The organism is Limimaricola soesokkakensis (assembly GCF_900172345.1).
GTDB lineage: Bacteria > Pseudomonadota > Alphaproteobacteria > Rhodobacterales > Rhodobacteraceae > Limimaricola > Limimaricola soesokkakensis.
On record NZ_FWFY01000009.1, the window covers coordinates 33,792 to 48,932 of the forward strand.

The following is a 15,141-nucleotide window of genomic DNA, read 5'->3' on the forward strand; positions in this document are numbered from 1 at the left end:
ACCGCCATGGAGATGGACGAGAAGTACAACGTGCTCGGCGAGGCACTGGAGCCCTGTTCCACCGACCCGCTCACCGGCTTTTTCCGGGACGGGCATTGCAACACCTGCGCCGAGGATGCGGGCAGTCATACCGTCTGCGCGGTGATGACCGCCGAATTCCTCGCCTATTCGAAATATGTCGGCAACGATCTCAGTTCACCTCGGCCCGAGTTCGGCTTTGCTGGGCTGAAGCCGGGCGACAGCTGGTGTCTTTGCGCGGGGCGGTTCCTGCAGGCGCATGACGAAGGCTGCGCCCCGCGTGTCCACCTCGCGGCCACGCATCGCCGGGCCTTGGAGATCGTGCCGCTCAAAGTGCTCGAAGCGTATTCCGCCTGAAGACAAAGACCCCGACCGGAACGGATCCGGTCGGGGCCTCATGTCGTCATATCGCTGCTTGAGCGTTAAGCCGCTTACTGGCCGTCATCCTCGTCGCCCGCGCCTTCCGTGTCCTCGCCTTCCTCGATGAAGCCTTCGGTCTCGGTATCGTTGGGCTGGATCGTGCTCTCGGTCGTGTCGCGGTAGTCCGGATCCTCGTCATCGTCGGATTCGGCCCGCTCCTCAGGCTCGGCGATGTCCGGGGTGGACACGGCATCGACGGTATCGACCGCCATCCCCTCGGGAACGGTGAACATTGCCGTCACCGGCGCGCCATTCACCAGCACCGGGGTATCGACATCGGTCATACCCGGCCCGAAATCATAGACGCCATTGCCGTTCGTTTCGGCGTGAAGCATCGCTACCAGTTCCGTACCGGCAGCCAGCGCCATCGGCACCGTCACGGCGACGCCCATGTTCTCGCCCGCCATGACCATCGCGTGGCCCAGCGATTCCGGTGCCACCGGTTCGCCATCGGCAACGGCGTGCAGCACGATGTAGCCGTCCTGGCGCGCATTGATGCGCGGAAAGGTAACGGTGGTCTGACCATCCGCCATAGACATCTCCATAGCGTTTTCGTCGGCGTCGATCATCATGTCGTCTTGCGCCATGACGCCACCGGCCATGAGAGCCGTCAGGGCGGCGGCAGTGGTAAATGTTTTCAGCATGTTGGTCTCCAGAATGAGTTCGCCTCCCAACACCTGCAGCGCGTTTGGGTTCGTTACAGCGCGACACATGCGTGTGTCCCGTCCGTGAGTTCAGAAATCGCTCGAACGGAATCGGAAAAGGCCGGCCGGACAATTGTCCGACCGGCCCCGCAGCAGTGTTGAAGAAAGGTAGTGCTTACTGACCGTCGTCCTCGTCGCCAGCGTCGCCTTCGCCGTCTTCGCCTTCCTCGACGAAGCCTTCGGTCTCGGTGTTGTTGGTCTGGATCGGCGACTCGCTGGTATCGCGATAATCCGGATCCTCGGAATCGTCGGATTCGGCGCGCGCCTCGGGCTCCATGGTCGCATCCATGTTGGTCGCGATGCGGATTTCCTGCACGCTCAGCATGCCGTCCTCATCGGTGTCATCCTCCATGAGGATCATCGCGCCGTCCTCGCCGAAGGCCGCGACCAGCTCCTCCTGAGAGAGCATCATGTCACCGTCGGTATCGACCTCGGCAAAGGGAATGCTCTGGGCCACGGCGGTCGAAGCGCCGAGAACGAAAGCGGTGGTCGCGAGGGTGGCACTCAGTTTGTTCAGCATGTCGTGTCCTCTCGAATTGTGAGTTCGCCGCCCAACGTGTCGTCAGACGACTCCGTTCGACGACGAATGATCACATAAACGTGAAGAGAGGCCGATCAGGTCGCGATATCAACGCCCAAGTGCTTCGCAACGGTGAAGATGTCCTTGTCGCCGCGACCACACATGTTCATCACCAGAAGGTGGTCCCGGGGCAGCTCGGGCGCGATCTTCATCACGTGGGCCAGTGCGTGGCTCGGCTCTAAGGCCGGGATGATGCCTTCGAGCGCGCAGGAGAGCTTGAACGCCTCGAGCGCCTCTATGTCGGTGATCGCGACGTATTTGGCGCGGCCGATCTCGTGCAGCCATGCATGTTCGGGTCCGATCCCGGGATAGTCGAGCCCGGCCGAGATCGAGTGACCCTCGAGGATCTGCCCGTCATCATCCTGCAGCAGATAGGTCTTGTTGCCGTGCAGCACGCCCGGACGGCCACCGATCAGCGAAGCACAGTGCTCCATCTTATCGGACACGCCCTTGCCGCCGGCCTCGACGCCGATGATGTTGACCTCGCGATCGTCGAGGAACGGGAAGAACAGACCCATCGCGTTCGAGCCGCCGCCGATGGCGGCAATCAGCGTGTCGGGCAGACGCCCCTCGGCGGCCTGCATCTGTTCGCGGACTTCCTTGCCGATGATCGACTGGAAATCGCGCACCATCGCCGGATAGGGATGCGGCCCCGCCACCGTGCCGATGCAGTAGAAGGTGTCGCGCACATTGGTGACCCAGTCGCGCAGCGCGTCGTTCATCGCGTCTTTGAGGGTGCCGCGCCCGGAGGTAACGGGCACTACCTCGGCGCCCAGCAGCCGCATCCGGAACACGTTCGGCGCCTGACGCTCGACGTCATGCGCGCCCATGTAGACCACGCATTTCAGGCCGAACTTGGCGCAAACGGTCGCGGTCGCCACGCCGTGCTGGCCGGCGCCGGTTTCGGCGATGATCCGGGTCTTGCCCATGCGGCGGGCAAGGATGATCTGGCCCAGCACGTTGTTGATCTTGTGCGCGCCGGTATGGTTCAGCTCGTCGCGCTTGAGGTAGATCTTGGCGCCGCCCAAATGCTCGCTCAGCCGCTCAGCATAATAGAGCGGCGAGGGACGTCCGACGTAATGGGTCCACAGATCGTCCATCTCGGCCCAGAAGCTCGGGTCGGTCTTAGCCTTCTCGTATTCCGCCTCGAGCGACAGGATCAGCGGCATCAGCGTCTCGGAGACGAAGCGCCCGCCGAACTGTCCGAAGCGGCCGCCCTCGTCGGGCCCGGCCATGAAGCTGTTGATGAGATCGTCCGCCATGCGCTGGGCCTCCTCGCGTTCGGCTCCCGAACTACCCCTGCCATGCCTGACGGTAAAGGGCCAAGGCGGTCATTCGTCGCCCCGGTCGCGCCAGCGCCGCAGCATGCCCTCGCTCCAGCGACGACCGCGGATCAGCGCGGTGTTGACGCCCGGTCGCAGCATCGGCAGGTCCACAGCCAGAAGCGCCAGCCCGATCGGCAGCATCCACAGGCCGAAGAGCGGCAGGATCGCCGCGAGACCGCCGAGAATCAGGAACAGCCCCGCCGGGATGCGGATCCAGCGCGCGCGATCCGCCATCAATCGCTCGGTCAGCCCATGCAGGCGGGGCGATCCGCCGGTCATGGCCCGCATCTGCCGGCGCAGCCGGGCCTTCTCACGCTCGTGATCGACGGATTTGCTCATGGACGGCATGTAGGGCAGCCGAGGGGGCAGCGCAATCTGTTGCGCTCAACCGCGTGCGGCGTCGAGAAAGGCGCGGATCCGGGCCGCGTCCTTGACGCCCGGCGCACTCTCCACCCCGGAGGAGACGTCGAGCTGGCGCGCCCCGGTCCGGGCCACGGCCTCGGCGAGGTTGTCAGGCGTCAGCCCGCCGGCCAGCATCCACGGCACCGGCCAGCGCCGCCCGGCGATCAGCCGCCAGTCGAAGGCCAGCCCGTTGCCGCCCGGCAGGGGCGCGTCCTTCGGGGCCTTGGCATCGACGAGAAGCTGGTCGGCCACCGCGGCATAGGCATCAAGCGCGGGCAGATCCGCCTCGGAGGCCACCCCGACCGCCTTCATTACCGGCAGCCCGTGACGGGCACGAATCTCGGTCACGCGCTCTGGAGTCTCGCGGCCATGCAGCTGCAACATGTCGAGCGGCACTCGGGCCACGATCTCGTCGAGTACGGCATCATCGGCATCGACCACCAGCGCCACCTTGGCGATGCCCGGCGGCACCTCGACGGCCAATTCGGCGGCCTGTTCGACGGTCACGGCGCGCGGTGACTTCGCAAAGAAGACGAAACCCACATAGCGCGCGCCCGCCGCCACGGCAGCGTCGAGCCCGGCTCTGTCGGACAGGCCGCAGATCTTGACGGAGACGGGCATGATCAAGCGCGGGCGGGTGTCGCCGGGCGATCGACCAGCGCGAGCACCTCGTCCTGGCCCTCGTGCTTCTCGTGGCGCAGCCTGTCGACCTCGCGCTCGAGCCGGTTCACCTCGCGGGCGCGCTTGCGGGCCTCGGCGCGGTGCCGGTGCTCTCGCAGCCATTCCCACAGGAAACCGATCATCAGGCCGAGCGCCACGCCGATCAGGATCACGGCATAGAGCGGCATATCGATGTCAGGCGAGACGCCGAACAGCCCGCTCAGCCCCTCGGGCAGCACCCGCAGCGTGACCATGCCGCGATTGGCGAGGCCGAGGATGACGAGACAGATGGCGACGATGCCCCAGAAGGCGGTGCGGAGAGCTCTCATGTGGTGGTTCTATTTCCCGTTTAGCCGGTCGCGCAACAGCTTGCCGGTCTTGAAGAAGGGGACGTGTTTTTCCTCGACCTCGACCGCCTCGCCGGTGCGAGGGTTGCGGCCCAGCCGCTGGTCGCGCTTCTTGACCGAAAAAGCCCCGAAACCGCGCAGTTCGACGCGGTTGCCCTCGGCCATTGCTTGGGTGATCCGGTCGAATATGGTGTTCACGATTTTTTCAACGTCGCGTTGGTAGAGATGCGGATTCTCGTCCGCGATCTTCTGGATCAGTTCGGATCGAATCATAAGCGGGCCTCCCCCTGCCTGCTTCGCCCTGCAGGTGCCGGACGTCACGAGGCTGTGACCTCAAGACTATAGGCCCTCTCCGGGTTCCGATAAATAGTCTGGTAAATCAAGGGTACGCTTTTGAAGCTCCGTTCACGAAAAGACCCCGCCGCCCGAGTGGGGCGACGGGGCCGGAGAGCTGTCCGGGGCCTCTAGAGGCCCCGGTCGGGCTTAGCGGTCGCCCTTGAGGGCGGCGCCGAGGATGTCGCCCAGCGAGGCGCCCGAATCGGAGGAGCCGTACTGCTCGACCGCTTCTTTCTCCTCGGCGATCTCGCGCGCCTTGATCGACAGGCCCAGCTTGCGGGTCTTGCTGTCGACGTTGGTCACGCGCACGTCGATCTTGTCGCCGACGCCGAAACGCTCGGGGCGCTGCTCGGCGCGATCGCGCGACAGGTCCGAGCGACGGATGAAGGACTTCATGCCCTCATAGGTCACCTCGATGCCGCCATCCTCGATCTTGGTCACCTCGACGGTGATGATCGAGCCACGCTTCACGCCGCCGATGGCATCCGCGAACGGGTCGCCGTCCATCGCCTTGATCGAGAGCGAGATGCGCTCCTTCTCGATGTCGACCTCGGTGACCTTGGCCTTCACGACGTCGCCCTTGCGGAAGTCACCGATCACGTCCTCGCCACGACCTTCCCAGGTCAGGTCCGACAGGTGAACCATGCCGTCGATGTCGCCGGGGAGACCCACGAACAGGCCGAACTCGGTGATGTTCTTCACCTCGCCCTCGACCTCGGTGCCCTCGGGGTGGGTCTCGGCGAAGACTTCCCACGGGTTGCGCTGGGTTTGCTTCAGGCCGAGCGAGACGCGGCGCTTGGCGCTGTCGATCTCGAGCACCATCACTTCCACTTCCTGCGAGGTGGAGACGATCTTGCCGGGGTGCACGTTCTTCTTGGTCCAGCTCATCTCGGAGACGTGGACCAGACCCTCGACACCCGGCTCCAGCTCCACGAAGGCGCCGTAGTCGGTGATGTTGGTCACGCGGCCGGTGTGGACGCTCTCGATCGGGAACTTGGCTTCCACCGAATCCCACGGATCGTCCTGCAGCTGCTTCATGCCGAGGCTGATGCGGTGGGTTTCCTTGTTGATCTTGATGACCTGGACCTTGACGGTCTCGCCGATCGACAGGATCTCCGACGGGTGGTTCACGCGGCGCCACGCCATGTCGGTGACGTGCAGCAGGCCGTCGACGCCGCCGAGATCAACGAACGCACCGTATTCGGTGATGTTCTTGACCACGCCGTCGACCGTCTGGCCTTCGTGCAGGTTGGCGATGACCTCGGCGCGCTGCTCGGCGCGGCTCTCTTCGAGGATCGCGCGACGCGACACCACGATGTTGCCACGGCGGCGGTCCATCTTGAGGATCTGGAACGGCTGCTTGAGACCCATGAGCGGGCCGGCATCGCGCACGGGGCGCACATCGACCTGCGAGCCGGGCAGGAAGGCCACGGCGCCGCCGAGATCGACGGTGAAGCCACCCTTGACGCGGCCGAAAATGGCGCCCTCGACGCGCTCCTCGTCGGCATAGGCCTTTTCGAGACGGTCCCACGCCTCTTCACGGCGGGCCATCTCGCGCGAGATGACGGCTTCGCCGCGGGCGTTCTCAACCTGGCGGAGGAACACTTCGACCTCGTCGCCGGGCTTGAGATCGGCCTGCTCGCCGGGGTTGGCGAATTCCTTGAGATCGATGCGGCCTTCCATCTTGTAGCCGACATCGATGATGGCCTGGCCCGCCTCGATGGCGAGAACGCGGCCTTTGACGACGCTGCCTTCGGACGGCGTGTCGATTTCGAAGCTTTCGTTCAGGAGGGCTTCGAATTCCTCCATGGATGCTTTAGCGCACATGCGGTCAGTTTTTCCTTTGTAAGTCGCTATACGGGCCAGGCGGTTGTCTCCGCCGGTCTTTGAATTTCGGCTTGCCGAAAGGGCGTCCAACGCGACCGGGGCCGGAAATTCCGACCCTGTCTCGTCCTGCTCGCGCGCAATACGCACCGCCCCTCAACGCTCGCGTCTATAGAGCGAACCGGCCTTCGGATCAAGCGGCAGGGTCACACCCTCTTGCGTCGATGCGTGCCGCCGCCCTGCCGGGTCGCCCGGGCCAAGGCTCCCAACCGCGGGGCGCGGCCATGCCGCTCCCGCTATTGGCCGAGGGCGGCGGAGACCCTCGCGATGGCGGCTGCGACGGCCTGTGCCGCGTCTAGCTCCGAGGTATCGAGCAGATGCGCATCATCCGCCGGGCGCAGCGGCGCCATGGCGCGCTCCGAATCTCGCGCGTCGCGCGCTTTCACGTCGGCGAGGACGCCGTCGAAGCTCGCCGCATGCCCGGCCTCGACCAGTTCCGCCAGCCGGCGACCGGCCCGAGCCTCGGCGCTGGCGGTGACGAAGAGCTTCACCTCGGCCTCGGGACAAATCACCGTGCCGATGTCGCGCCCGTCGAGCACCGCGCCGCCCTCGCGCCGGGCAAAGCCACGCTGGAAGTCGAGCAGCGCCGCACGCACATCGCCGATCGCCGCGACCTCGCTAGCCGCCTGCGCGACCTCGGGGCTGCGCAGCCCCGGCTGCTCCAGCGCCTCGGGCACCAGCCCGCGCGCCGCGGCGATCGGGTCGGCGCCCTTGAGCACCAGCGCGCCCACGGCGCGATACAGGAGCCCGGTGTCGAGATGCGCGAAGCCGAAATGCGCCGCGACGGCGCGCCCCACCGTGCCCTTGCCGGCTGCGGCCGGGCCGTCGATAGCTACCGTGAAGATCATGCCCGCCTCACATCCGCGCCGAGCCCTGTCATCAACGGCTCGAACACCGGAAAGGAGGTCGCGATCGGTCCGCCGTCATCGACCCGCATCGGCGCGTTCGTGGCCAGTCCCATGACCAGGAACGACATGGCGATGCGGTGATCGAGCCGGCTCTCGACGGTGGCGCCGCCGGGTACTTTGCCATGGCCGAGCCCATGCACGATCCACCAGTCCTCGCCCTCCTCGACCTCGACACCCGCGGCGCGCAGCCCCTGCGCCATGGCGTCGATCCGGTCGCTCTCCTTGACGCGCAACTCGCGCACGCCACGCATCACGGTCGGGCCTTCGGCAAAGGCCGCGACGACCGAGAGCACCGGATATTCGTCGATCATGCTCGCAGCGCGCGCGGGCGGCACCTCGATGCCCTTCATGTCCGGAGAGAAACGCGCGCGCAGATCGGCCACCGGCTCGCCGCCCTCCTCGCGGGGGTTCTCGTAGGTCAGGTCGGCCCCCATCTCGCGCAGCGTCTCGAACAGCCCGGCGCGGGTCGGGTTCAGCCCGATATTGGGCACCAGCACATCCGAGCCTTCGGCGATCAGGGCAGCGCAAACCGGAAAGGCCGCGGAGCTGGGATCGCGCGGCACCACGATATGCTGCGGCTTCAACTCCGGCTGGCCGGTGAGCGTGATCACCCGGCCATCCTCGGTCTCCTCGACCGTGATCTCGGCACCGAACCCCACAAGCATCCGCTCGGTATGGTCGCGGGTGGCCTCCTTTTCGATCACCACTGTCTTGCCGGGCGCGTTGAGACCCGCCAGAAGCACCGCCGATTTCACCTGTGCCGAGGGCACCGGCACGGTATAGCGCACCGGCATCGGATCGCGCACGCCGGTGATCGTCATCGGCAACCGCCCGCCTTCGCGCCCTTCGGCCTTCGCACCGAACAGCGCCAGCGGATCGGTGACGCGACCCATCGGACGTGTGCAGAGCGAGGCGTCACCGGTGAAGGTCACGGTGATCGGCGTGGTGGCCATAGCCCCCATGATCAGCCGTACGCCGGTGCCCGAATTGCCGCAATCGATCACGCCCGCGGGCTCGGCAAAGCCGCCGACACCGACACCATGGACCGACCAGCGGCCCTCGCCGTGATCGGTGACCTCGGCGCCGAAGGCGCGCATCGCCTTCGCCGTGTCGAGCACGTCCTGCCCTTCAAGCAGCCCCTCGATCACCGTTTCGCCCACCGAAAGCGCGCCGAGGATCAGGCTGCGGTGGCTGATCGACTTGTCGCCGGGGACATGTGCCTCGCCCGTGAGGGCGGGTCCGCGCTGGGACATCATCGGGATCGGATCGCCATGGCCGGACATCGGGGCACCTCGTGAGTTGATCGCCTGCGTTCCTAGACCGACGCCGGGGCATGGTCCACGCCCATGGCCACTTTGTTCCTCAAATACGCAATACGCCCGGCTGCGGCTTCACGGCCGGCGGAAGGTCAGGTAGTGCGGTCGCCGTCCCTCGCGCAGGGCCTTTTGCTCGTAGCGAGTCGAGGGCCAGTCGCTCCAGGCCTGATCGTCGGGATGATCGACGCGTTCGAACCCCGCGACGGGCACCTCCTCGAGCGTCTGGCGCACATAGTCGGGAATGTCGGTCGCCACGCGAAACTCCGCTCCCGGCGACAGCACCCGGAACAGCGGCTCAAGATGCTCCTGCGTCACGAAGCGCCGACGGTGGTGCCGTGCCTTGGGCCAGGGATCGGGATAGTTCAGGAAGGCCTTCTCGACGCTGCCGTCGGGCAGCACGTCGAACAGGTCGCGCACATCGCCCGGATGCACGGCGATGTTGTCCACCTCGGCGTCGCGGATCTTGCCCAGCAGCATCGCCACGCCGTTGATGAAGGGCTCGGCGCCGATGATCGCGACCTCGGGGTAGGATTTCGCCATATGCACGAGATGCTCGCCGCCGCCGAAGCCGACCTCGAGCCAGACCGGCTTGTCGCCAAACCGTCCCATGAGATCGAGCTTTTCGCGTTCTGGGTTCACGTCCCAGCCCACCGGGCCGGGCGAGAGCGCGTCGAGATCGTGCTCAAGATGGTCCTTCTGCGTCGGGCGCAGGGTTTTGCCGTGAATCCGGCCATAGAAGTTGCGCCAAGGGGCGCCGGTGGGGTGCGAGCCTTTTGTCATGGCGCGCGGGTTAGCGCGGGTCGCGCCAGCGCGCAACATCCCTGTCGGCGCAGGGCGCCCCGGCCGGTCGCCATGCGTATTTATGGGAAAATGAACCGGGCCGAGCGCGCCTCATGGTTCATCTTTCTCAAATTACGCAAATGGAGCGCCCATTCCGAGGCGCCCCGTAACAGGGCGGAGCGCCGCCCTTACAGCCCGCGCTTGAGCGCCTCGGCCAGATCGGTGCGTTCCCAGGAGAACCCGCCATCCGCTTCGGGGGCGCGGCCGAAATGGCCATAGGCGGCAGTGCGGGCATAGATCGGACGGTTCAGCCCGAGATGGGTACGGATGCCACGCGGCGTCAGGTCCATCGCCTGCGCCACGGCGCGCTCGATCGCCGCGTTGGCGACCTCGCCCGTGCCATGGGTGTCGGCATAGATCGACAGCGGCCGGGCGACGCCGATCGCGTAGGAGAGCTGGATCGTGCAGCGCTCGGCGAGTCCCGCGGCGACCACGTTCTTGGCGAGGTAGCGCGCGGCATAGGCGGCCGAGCGGTCGACCTTGGTCGGATCCTTACCCGAAAAGGCGCCGCCCCCATGCGGCGCGGCACCGCCATAGGTGTCGACGATGATCTTGCGACCGGTGAGCCCCGCATCGCCGTCAGGTCCGCCGATCACGAAGCGGCCGGTGGGGTTCACCCACCATTCGGTCTCGGGCGTGATCCAGCCCTGCGGTAGCACCTCACGGATATAGGGCTCGACGATCTCGCGAATGTCGGCGCTGGTCTGGCCCTCGTCGGAATGCTGGGTCGACAGCACGATCGAGGTGACGCCGACCGGCATGCCGTTCTCGTAGCGCAGCGAGATCTGGCTCTTGGCATCGGGGCGCAGCGTCGGCTCGGCGCCGGATTTGCGCGCCTCGGCCAGCCGCTTGAGCACGCGATGTGCGTAGTGGATCGGCGCCGGCATCAATTCGGGCGTCTCGCGGCATGCATAGCCGAACATGATGCCTTGGTCGCCCGCGCCCTCTTCCTTGCCCTCGGCGGCGTCGACACCTTGGGCGATATGCGCCGATTGCGCGTGCAGCAGGTTGGTTACCTCGACATCGCGGTGGTGGAAGGCGTCCTGCTCGTAACCGATGTCGCGGATGCAGTCGCGCACGATGCCCTCAACCCCGCCGAGCACCGTCTCGAGACGGCCCCGATCCCGCAGGCCGATCTCCCCGCCGACGATGACGCGATTGGTGGTGGCGAAGGTCTCGCAGGCGACGCGCGCCTCCGGCTCCTCGGCCAGCAGCGCGTCGAGCACCGCATCGGAGATCCGGTCGCAGACCTTGTCGGGATGGCCTTCGGACACCGATTCGGAGGTGAAGATGTAGTTCTGGCGGGACATGAAGAGGCGCTCCATTGAAATTCGCCCGGCACGCCAGGAAGCCGTTGTGCCGGGAATCCGCCTCCGCTACGCCCCGACCCGCCCCCGGTCAAGCAGGTTTCGGCGCATAGCAGCCAATCCCAGAAGCAGCAGCGCCGAGATCATCGGCCCATCGCCCCATCGCGCATAGGCAGGCGCGGCACCGCGCGGCGGCAGCGCCGCATCCAGCGCCCCGGTCTCGTCCAGCCCGATCTGCGCCGTCACCCGGCCTTGGGCATCGATCATGCCCGACACGCCGGTATTGGCGACCCGCGCCATCGGCATGCGCTGCTCGATCGCGCGCAGCCGGGCCTGTGCGAAGTGCTGATAGGGCCCCGACAGGGTGCCGAACCAGGCGTCATTGGTCATCAGGAGCATCAGCCGAGGCCGCAGCGCGCCGATCGCCGCAGCCGCGTTGATCTCTCGCGCGAAGATCCCCTCGTAGCAGATCAGCGGCAGCGCCAGACCAATCCCCGGCACCGCGACCGGGTGCAGCCCGGGGCCGGGCGTGTAACCGCCGCCCTCGCTCGCCGCGAGACCATGGATGCCGAAGCGCGCGGCCGCTTCGCCAAAGGGGATGTATTCGCCGAACGGTACGAGATGCGTCTTGTCGTAAAGCGACGCGATCCGTCCTTTCCCGTCCACGACGATGGCGGAATTGTAGTAGCGCGCGGCCTCGCGCCGCTGGATGCCCAGCGCCAGTGGCGCTCCGCGCGCCGCCGCCACACCCTCGGCCAAGGCGGCCTCCGACTGATCCAGAAGCCATGGCAGCGCCGTTTCCGGCCAGACGACGAGGTCGGGCACGGGGCCTTCTGCCGTGAGGGACATTAACCGGTCGTGAAACACAGGCGCCCAGTCCGGGTCCCATTTCAGCGACTGCACCGCGTTGGGCTGCACCAGCCTCACTAGAGGGGCATCGGGGGACGGGGCTGGCGCCGGGCCGGGATCGAGCATGACCCATGCCCCGGCGCAGGCCAGCGCCGGCACCGCAAGCCAGAGGCTGCGACCGATGGACAGCGCCACCGCCGGCAGACCCAGCGTAATCAGTGTCAGAAGCGGCGCGCCGCCCAACGCCGCGAGTTGCGCCACCGGCGTGCCGATGAAGACATGTCCCGGCATTGCCCAGGGAAAGCCGGTGAAGACCACGCCGCGCGCCATCTCCGCCGCGACCCAGAGTGCCACCAGCAGGGCCGCGCTTCGGCGATGCGCGAGTGCGAAGACCGCTCCCCAGAACAGCGCCAACCCGCCACAGAGCAGCACCACCGCGAAGGGCGCCATCCAGCCATCACGTGCGGCATCCACGAAGAAGGGCTCGACGATCCAGGACAGACCAAGCCCGAACCAGCCCGCGGCGAAGGCCCAACCGGTCAGAAAGGCGCCGCCGCGCGTCGCGTCATGGCGGCGCAGCACCAGAAGGAGGAGGATCGCCGGCAGCGTCAGCCACCACGCCCCCCACGGCGCGAGGCCCAGCGCCCCCGCCACGCCCGCGAAACCGGCCATTGCAGCCCGCGGCCAAGGCCGCGCCGCCATGCGTCGCACGGCGGGGCGGGCCCCGGACCGCAAGCTGGCGGCACTCATCCGCTCAGGCGTCCCGGCTCTCGGGGAGGCGAATGCGGAGCCGCTTGATGCGGCGCGGATCAGCATCGATCACCTCGAACTCGATGCCGGCCGGGTGCTCGATCACCTCGCCGCGCGCGGGCACGTGACCCGCCAGCATCGACACAAGGCCGCCGAGGCTATCGATCTCCTCCTCATCGATCTCTTCGTGATCGGTGAGATCCATGCCGATCGCCCGTTCGAAGGTTTCGAGCGGCGTGCGCGCAAGCGCCAGCCAGACCCCGGGCTTCTCGCGCAGGAAACTCTGGGCCTCGTCGACGTCGTGCTCGTCCTCGATCTCGCCGACCACGGTTTCGATCAGATCCTCGATGGTGACGAGCCCGTCCGTGCCACCATACTCGTCGATCACCAGCGCCATGTGGATCCGCTCGGTCTGCATCTTCTGCAGCAGCACGCCCAGCGGCATCGAGGGCGGCACGTAGAGCAGCGAGCGCAGCATATCGCGCAGGCTGAAATCGGGCCGCTCCGCCACGAAGCAGAACTTGAGCGCGAAGTCCTTGAGATTCACCAGCCCGATCGGCGTATCGAGCGTGCCGTCGAAAACCGGAATTCGGGTGAGACCGCTTTCGCGGAACACCTCGACCAGCTCTTCCATCGGAATGGTGACGGGCACCGCCGTGATGTCCGCCTTGGGCACCATCACATCCTCGACCCGCATCCGGCGCAGATTGAGCATCCCCGGAACCGGCAGCACCTGCGCGAAACTGCGCGGCGCCTCTATCGGCGGCAGGTCCGTCTCGGGGGGATTGAGCACCCCGATGATGCGGCTGAAGAAACCGCGCCCTCCGCCATTCTCGGCGGTGACGCTACTTGGCCCCTCGGGACCATCTCCGTCGCCGTCGCGGGTCTGTCCCGCTTCGGCCGTGTCAAACGCGTCGCCCATCGTCTCCTTCCGGTGCTGCCTCTGTTGCGGCATATGGGTCTGCCACCCCCATCTTGCCAAGTATCTCCGTCTCGAGACCTTCCATCAGCGCCGCATCGGCGTCGGTTTCATGGTCATAGCCCAGCAGGTGCAGGGTCCCGTGCACCAACAGATGCGTCACGTGATCGGCGGTTGTCCGCCCCCCGGCCTCGGCTTCGCGGGTACAGGTCTCCCAGGCAATGGCGACATCGCCCAACTCGGTCGGTCCCATCGAATCGCGCCGCGGCGACGCAGGCCGTGCGCCGGGCCGGTCCGCGCCGCGCTCTTCGGAGGGCCAGCTCAGCACGTTGGTCGGCTTTGGCTTTCCCCGGAAATCGGCGTTGAGATCGGCGATCCGCGCGTCGGAGCATCCCAGAAGGCTGATTTCGAAGCCTGCCGGGTCGAGCCCGACGCCGCGCAGCGCCGCCGCACAGGCGGCCTCGGCCAGCGCTTCGAGCCCAGCAGCCTCCCAGCGATGATCTTCGATCAGGCAGTCGACCAATGGCGGCCGGGCCGGTTTACGCTGCGCCATCGGCTTCGTAGGCATCGATGATCGCGGCGACCAGCGGGTGGCGCACCACGTCCTTCGAGGTAAAGTAGTTGAAGCTGATCTTCGGGATGCCCTTGAGCAGCCGCTCGGCGTCATGCAGACCCGAGGTCACGCCCCGCGGCAGGTCGACCTGACTGCGGTCACCGGTGACCACCATGCGCGAGCCCTCGCCCAGACGGGTCAGGAACATCTTCATCTGCATCGTCGTGGCGTTCTGCGCCTCGTCCAGCACCACGAAGGCGCGGGACAGCGTGCGACCGCGCATGAAGGCCAGCGGCGCGATCTCGATCACCTTTTCCTCCATCATCTTGGAGGCCTGCTTGCCGGGCAGGAAATCATTCAGCGCGTCGTAGAGCGGCTGCATGTAGGGATCGACCTTCTCCTTCATGTCGCCGGGCAGGTAGCCAAGCTTCTCACCCGCCTCGACCGCCGGCCGCGACAGGATGATCTTGTCGACATGACCCTGCAGGAACATCGACACGCCCACTGCGACCGCCAGATAAGTCTTGCCGGTGCCGGCGGGACCGATGCCAAAGCACAGCTCGTTGTCGAACAGCGAACGCACATAGGCCTTCTGCGCCTCTGTGCGCGGCTCGACGAGCTTGCGGCGGGTCTTGATCTCGATGCGCTCGGCGGTGGGATCGGCCTTGAACAGGTCGATCTGGTCGGCTTCGCCGCTGCCGGCGGGCTCGAGGCTGCCCATGCGCAATTCGCGGTCCACATCGCCGGGCTCTACGGCGCGCCCGGCCTCGAGCCGGGCATAAAGAGCGCGAAGCACGCGCGCCGCATCGGCACCCGCCTCGTCCTCGCCGATCACCGACAGGCGGTTGCCGCGCCGCAGGATCTGCACACCCAGCCGCTCCTCGATCGCCGCGATGTGGCGATCATGCTCACCGCAAAGATCTATCAGCAGGAAATTGTTCGGAAACTCGAGTACGGTCTCGGTCGGGGTGGCGATGGACAAGCAGGACTCCTCATGCCGGATGGTGCCGAGCGGCAACCCGA

The 15,141-nt window shown here is 66.7% G+C and carries 17 protein-coding genes and 1 riboswitch; of the genes, 1 reads left to right on the forward strand and 16 read right to left on the reverse strand.

Annotation, left to right across the window (positions count from 1 at the left end; all coding sequences use genetic code 11):
• The first annotated feature begins 6 nt into the window (after positions 1–6).
• The gene (locus LOS8367_RS13685) at positions 7–375 is read left to right on the forward strand and encodes a DUF2237 family protein (protein WP_085897088.1); all 369 of its coding nucleotides are present in this window, start codon (positions 7–9) and stop codon (positions 373–375) included.
• A 74-nt stretch (positions 376–449) separates the two neighbouring features.
• On the opposite strand, the gene LOS8367_RS13690 is transcribed toward LOS8367_RS13685, so the two are convergent.
• The 16 genes from LOS8367_RS13690 to LOS8367_RS13765 form a co-directional block, all read right to left on the reverse strand.
• A complete protein-coding gene (locus tag LOS8367_RS13690) occupies positions 450–1,082 on the reverse strand; it encodes a DUF7282 domain-containing protein (RefSeq protein ID WP_133056336.1) in 633 nt (210 codons plus the stop codon).
• 175 nt (positions 1,083–1,257) lie between these two features.
• Positions 1,258–1,662 carry an EF-hand domain-containing protein gene (locus LOS8367_RS13695; protein ID WP_085897090.1) on the reverse strand — a complete coding sequence of 135 codons (405 nt, stop codon included), beginning with the start codon at positions 1,660–1,662 and terminating at the stop codon, positions 1,258–1,260.
• A gap of 95 nt (positions 1,663–1,757) precedes the next feature.
• Positions 1,758–2,984 carry a tryptophan synthase subunit beta gene (gene trpB / locus LOS8367_RS13700; RefSeq protein WP_085897091.1) on the reverse strand — a complete coding sequence of 409 codons (1,227 nt, stop codon included), beginning with the start codon at positions 2,982–2,984 and terminating at the stop codon, positions 1,758–1,760.
• 69 nt (positions 2,985–3,053) lie between these two features.
• Positions 3,054–3,386 carry a tryptophan synthase subunit beta gene (locus LOS8367_RS13705; protein ID WP_085897092.1) on the reverse strand — a complete coding sequence of 111 codons (333 nt, stop codon included), beginning with the start codon at positions 3,384–3,386 and terminating at the stop codon, positions 3,054–3,056.
• 45 nt (positions 3,387–3,431) lie between these two features.
• Positions 3,432–4,070, reverse strand: coding sequence for a phosphoribosylanthranilate isomerase (locus tag LOS8367_RS13710; RefSeq protein ID WP_085897093.1), 639 nt, complete (start codon positions 4,068–4,070; stop codon positions 3,432–3,434).
• Positions 4,071–4,072: 2 nt separating this feature from the next.
• Positions 4,073–4,438: a lipopolysaccharide assembly protein LapA domain-containing protein gene (locus tag LOS8367_RS13715; RefSeq protein WP_085897094.1), complete on the reverse strand. Its 366-nt coding sequence runs from the start codon at positions 4,436–4,438 to the stop codon at positions 4,073–4,075.
• Between the two features lie 9 nt (positions 4,439–4,447).
• Positions 4,448–4,729 (reverse strand): integration host factor subunit beta, encoded by a 282-nt coding sequence (gene ihfB / locus LOS8367_RS13720; protein WP_085897095.1) that lies wholly within the window; start codon positions 4,727–4,729, stop codon positions 4,448–4,450.
• A gap of 210 nt (positions 4,730–4,939) precedes the next feature.
• Positions 4,940–6,619 (reverse strand): 30S ribosomal protein S1, encoded by a 1,680-nt coding sequence (gene rpsA / locus LOS8367_RS13725; RefSeq protein ID WP_085897096.1) that lies wholly within the window; start codon positions 6,617–6,619, stop codon positions 4,940–4,942.
• A 293-nt stretch (positions 6,620–6,912) separates the two neighbouring features.
• A complete protein-coding gene (locus tag LOS8367_RS13730; protein ID WP_085897097.1) occupies positions 6,913–7,524 on the reverse strand; it encodes a (d)CMP kinase in 612 nt (203 codons plus the stop codon).
• A complete protein-coding gene (gene aroA / locus LOS8367_RS13735) occupies positions 7,521–8,867 on the reverse strand; it encodes a 3-phosphoshikimate 1-carboxyvinyltransferase (RefSeq protein WP_085897098.1) in 1,347 nt (448 codons plus the stop codon). The genes LOS8367_RS13730 and aroA overlap by 4 nt, the downstream gene beginning before the upstream one ends.
• Before the next feature lie 108 nt (positions 8,868–8,975).
• The gene (gene trmB / locus LOS8367_RS13740; protein ID WP_085897099.1) at positions 8,976–9,680 is read right to left on the reverse strand and encodes a tRNA (guanine(46)-N(7))-methyltransferase TrmB; all 705 of its coding nucleotides are present in this window, start codon (positions 9,678–9,680) and stop codon (positions 8,976–8,978) included.
• Positions 9,681–9,868: 188 nt separating this feature from the next.
• A complete protein-coding gene (metK, locus tag LOS8367_RS13745) occupies positions 9,869–11,050 on the reverse strand; it encodes a methionine adenosyltransferase (RefSeq protein WP_085897207.1) in 1,182 nt (393 codons plus the stop codon).
• 7 nt (positions 11,051–11,057) lie between these two features.
• Positions 11,058–11,106, reverse strand: a riboswitch (SAM-SAH riboswitch).
• A 10-nt stretch (positions 11,107–11,116) separates the two neighbouring features.
• Positions 11,117–12,568 (reverse strand): apolipoprotein N-acyltransferase, encoded by a 1,452-nt coding sequence (gene lnt, locus LOS8367_RS13750; RefSeq protein ID WP_242665598.1) that lies wholly within the window; start codon positions 12,566–12,568, stop codon positions 11,117–11,119.
• A gap of 82 nt (positions 12,569–12,650) precedes the next feature.
• The gene (locus tag LOS8367_RS13755; RefSeq protein ID WP_085897101.1) at positions 12,651–13,568 is read right to left on the reverse strand and encodes a CBS domain-containing protein; all 918 of its coding nucleotides are present in this window, start codon (positions 13,566–13,568) and stop codon (positions 12,651–12,653) included.
• Positions 13,552–14,118 (reverse strand): rRNA maturation RNase YbeY, encoded by a 567-nt coding sequence (gene ybeY / locus LOS8367_RS13760; RefSeq protein WP_085897102.1) that lies wholly within the window; start codon positions 14,116–14,118, stop codon positions 13,552–13,554. Before ybeY ends, LOS8367_RS13755 begins: the two co-directional genes overlap by 17 nt.
• Positions 14,105–15,100 carry a PhoH family protein gene (locus LOS8367_RS13765; RefSeq protein ID WP_370737705.1) on the reverse strand — a complete coding sequence of 332 codons (996 nt, stop codon included), beginning with the start codon at positions 15,098–15,100 and terminating at the stop codon, positions 14,105–14,107. The genes ybeY and LOS8367_RS13765 overlap by 14 nt, the downstream gene beginning before the upstream one ends.
• Between the last annotated feature and the right edge of the window lie 41 nt (positions 15,101–15,141).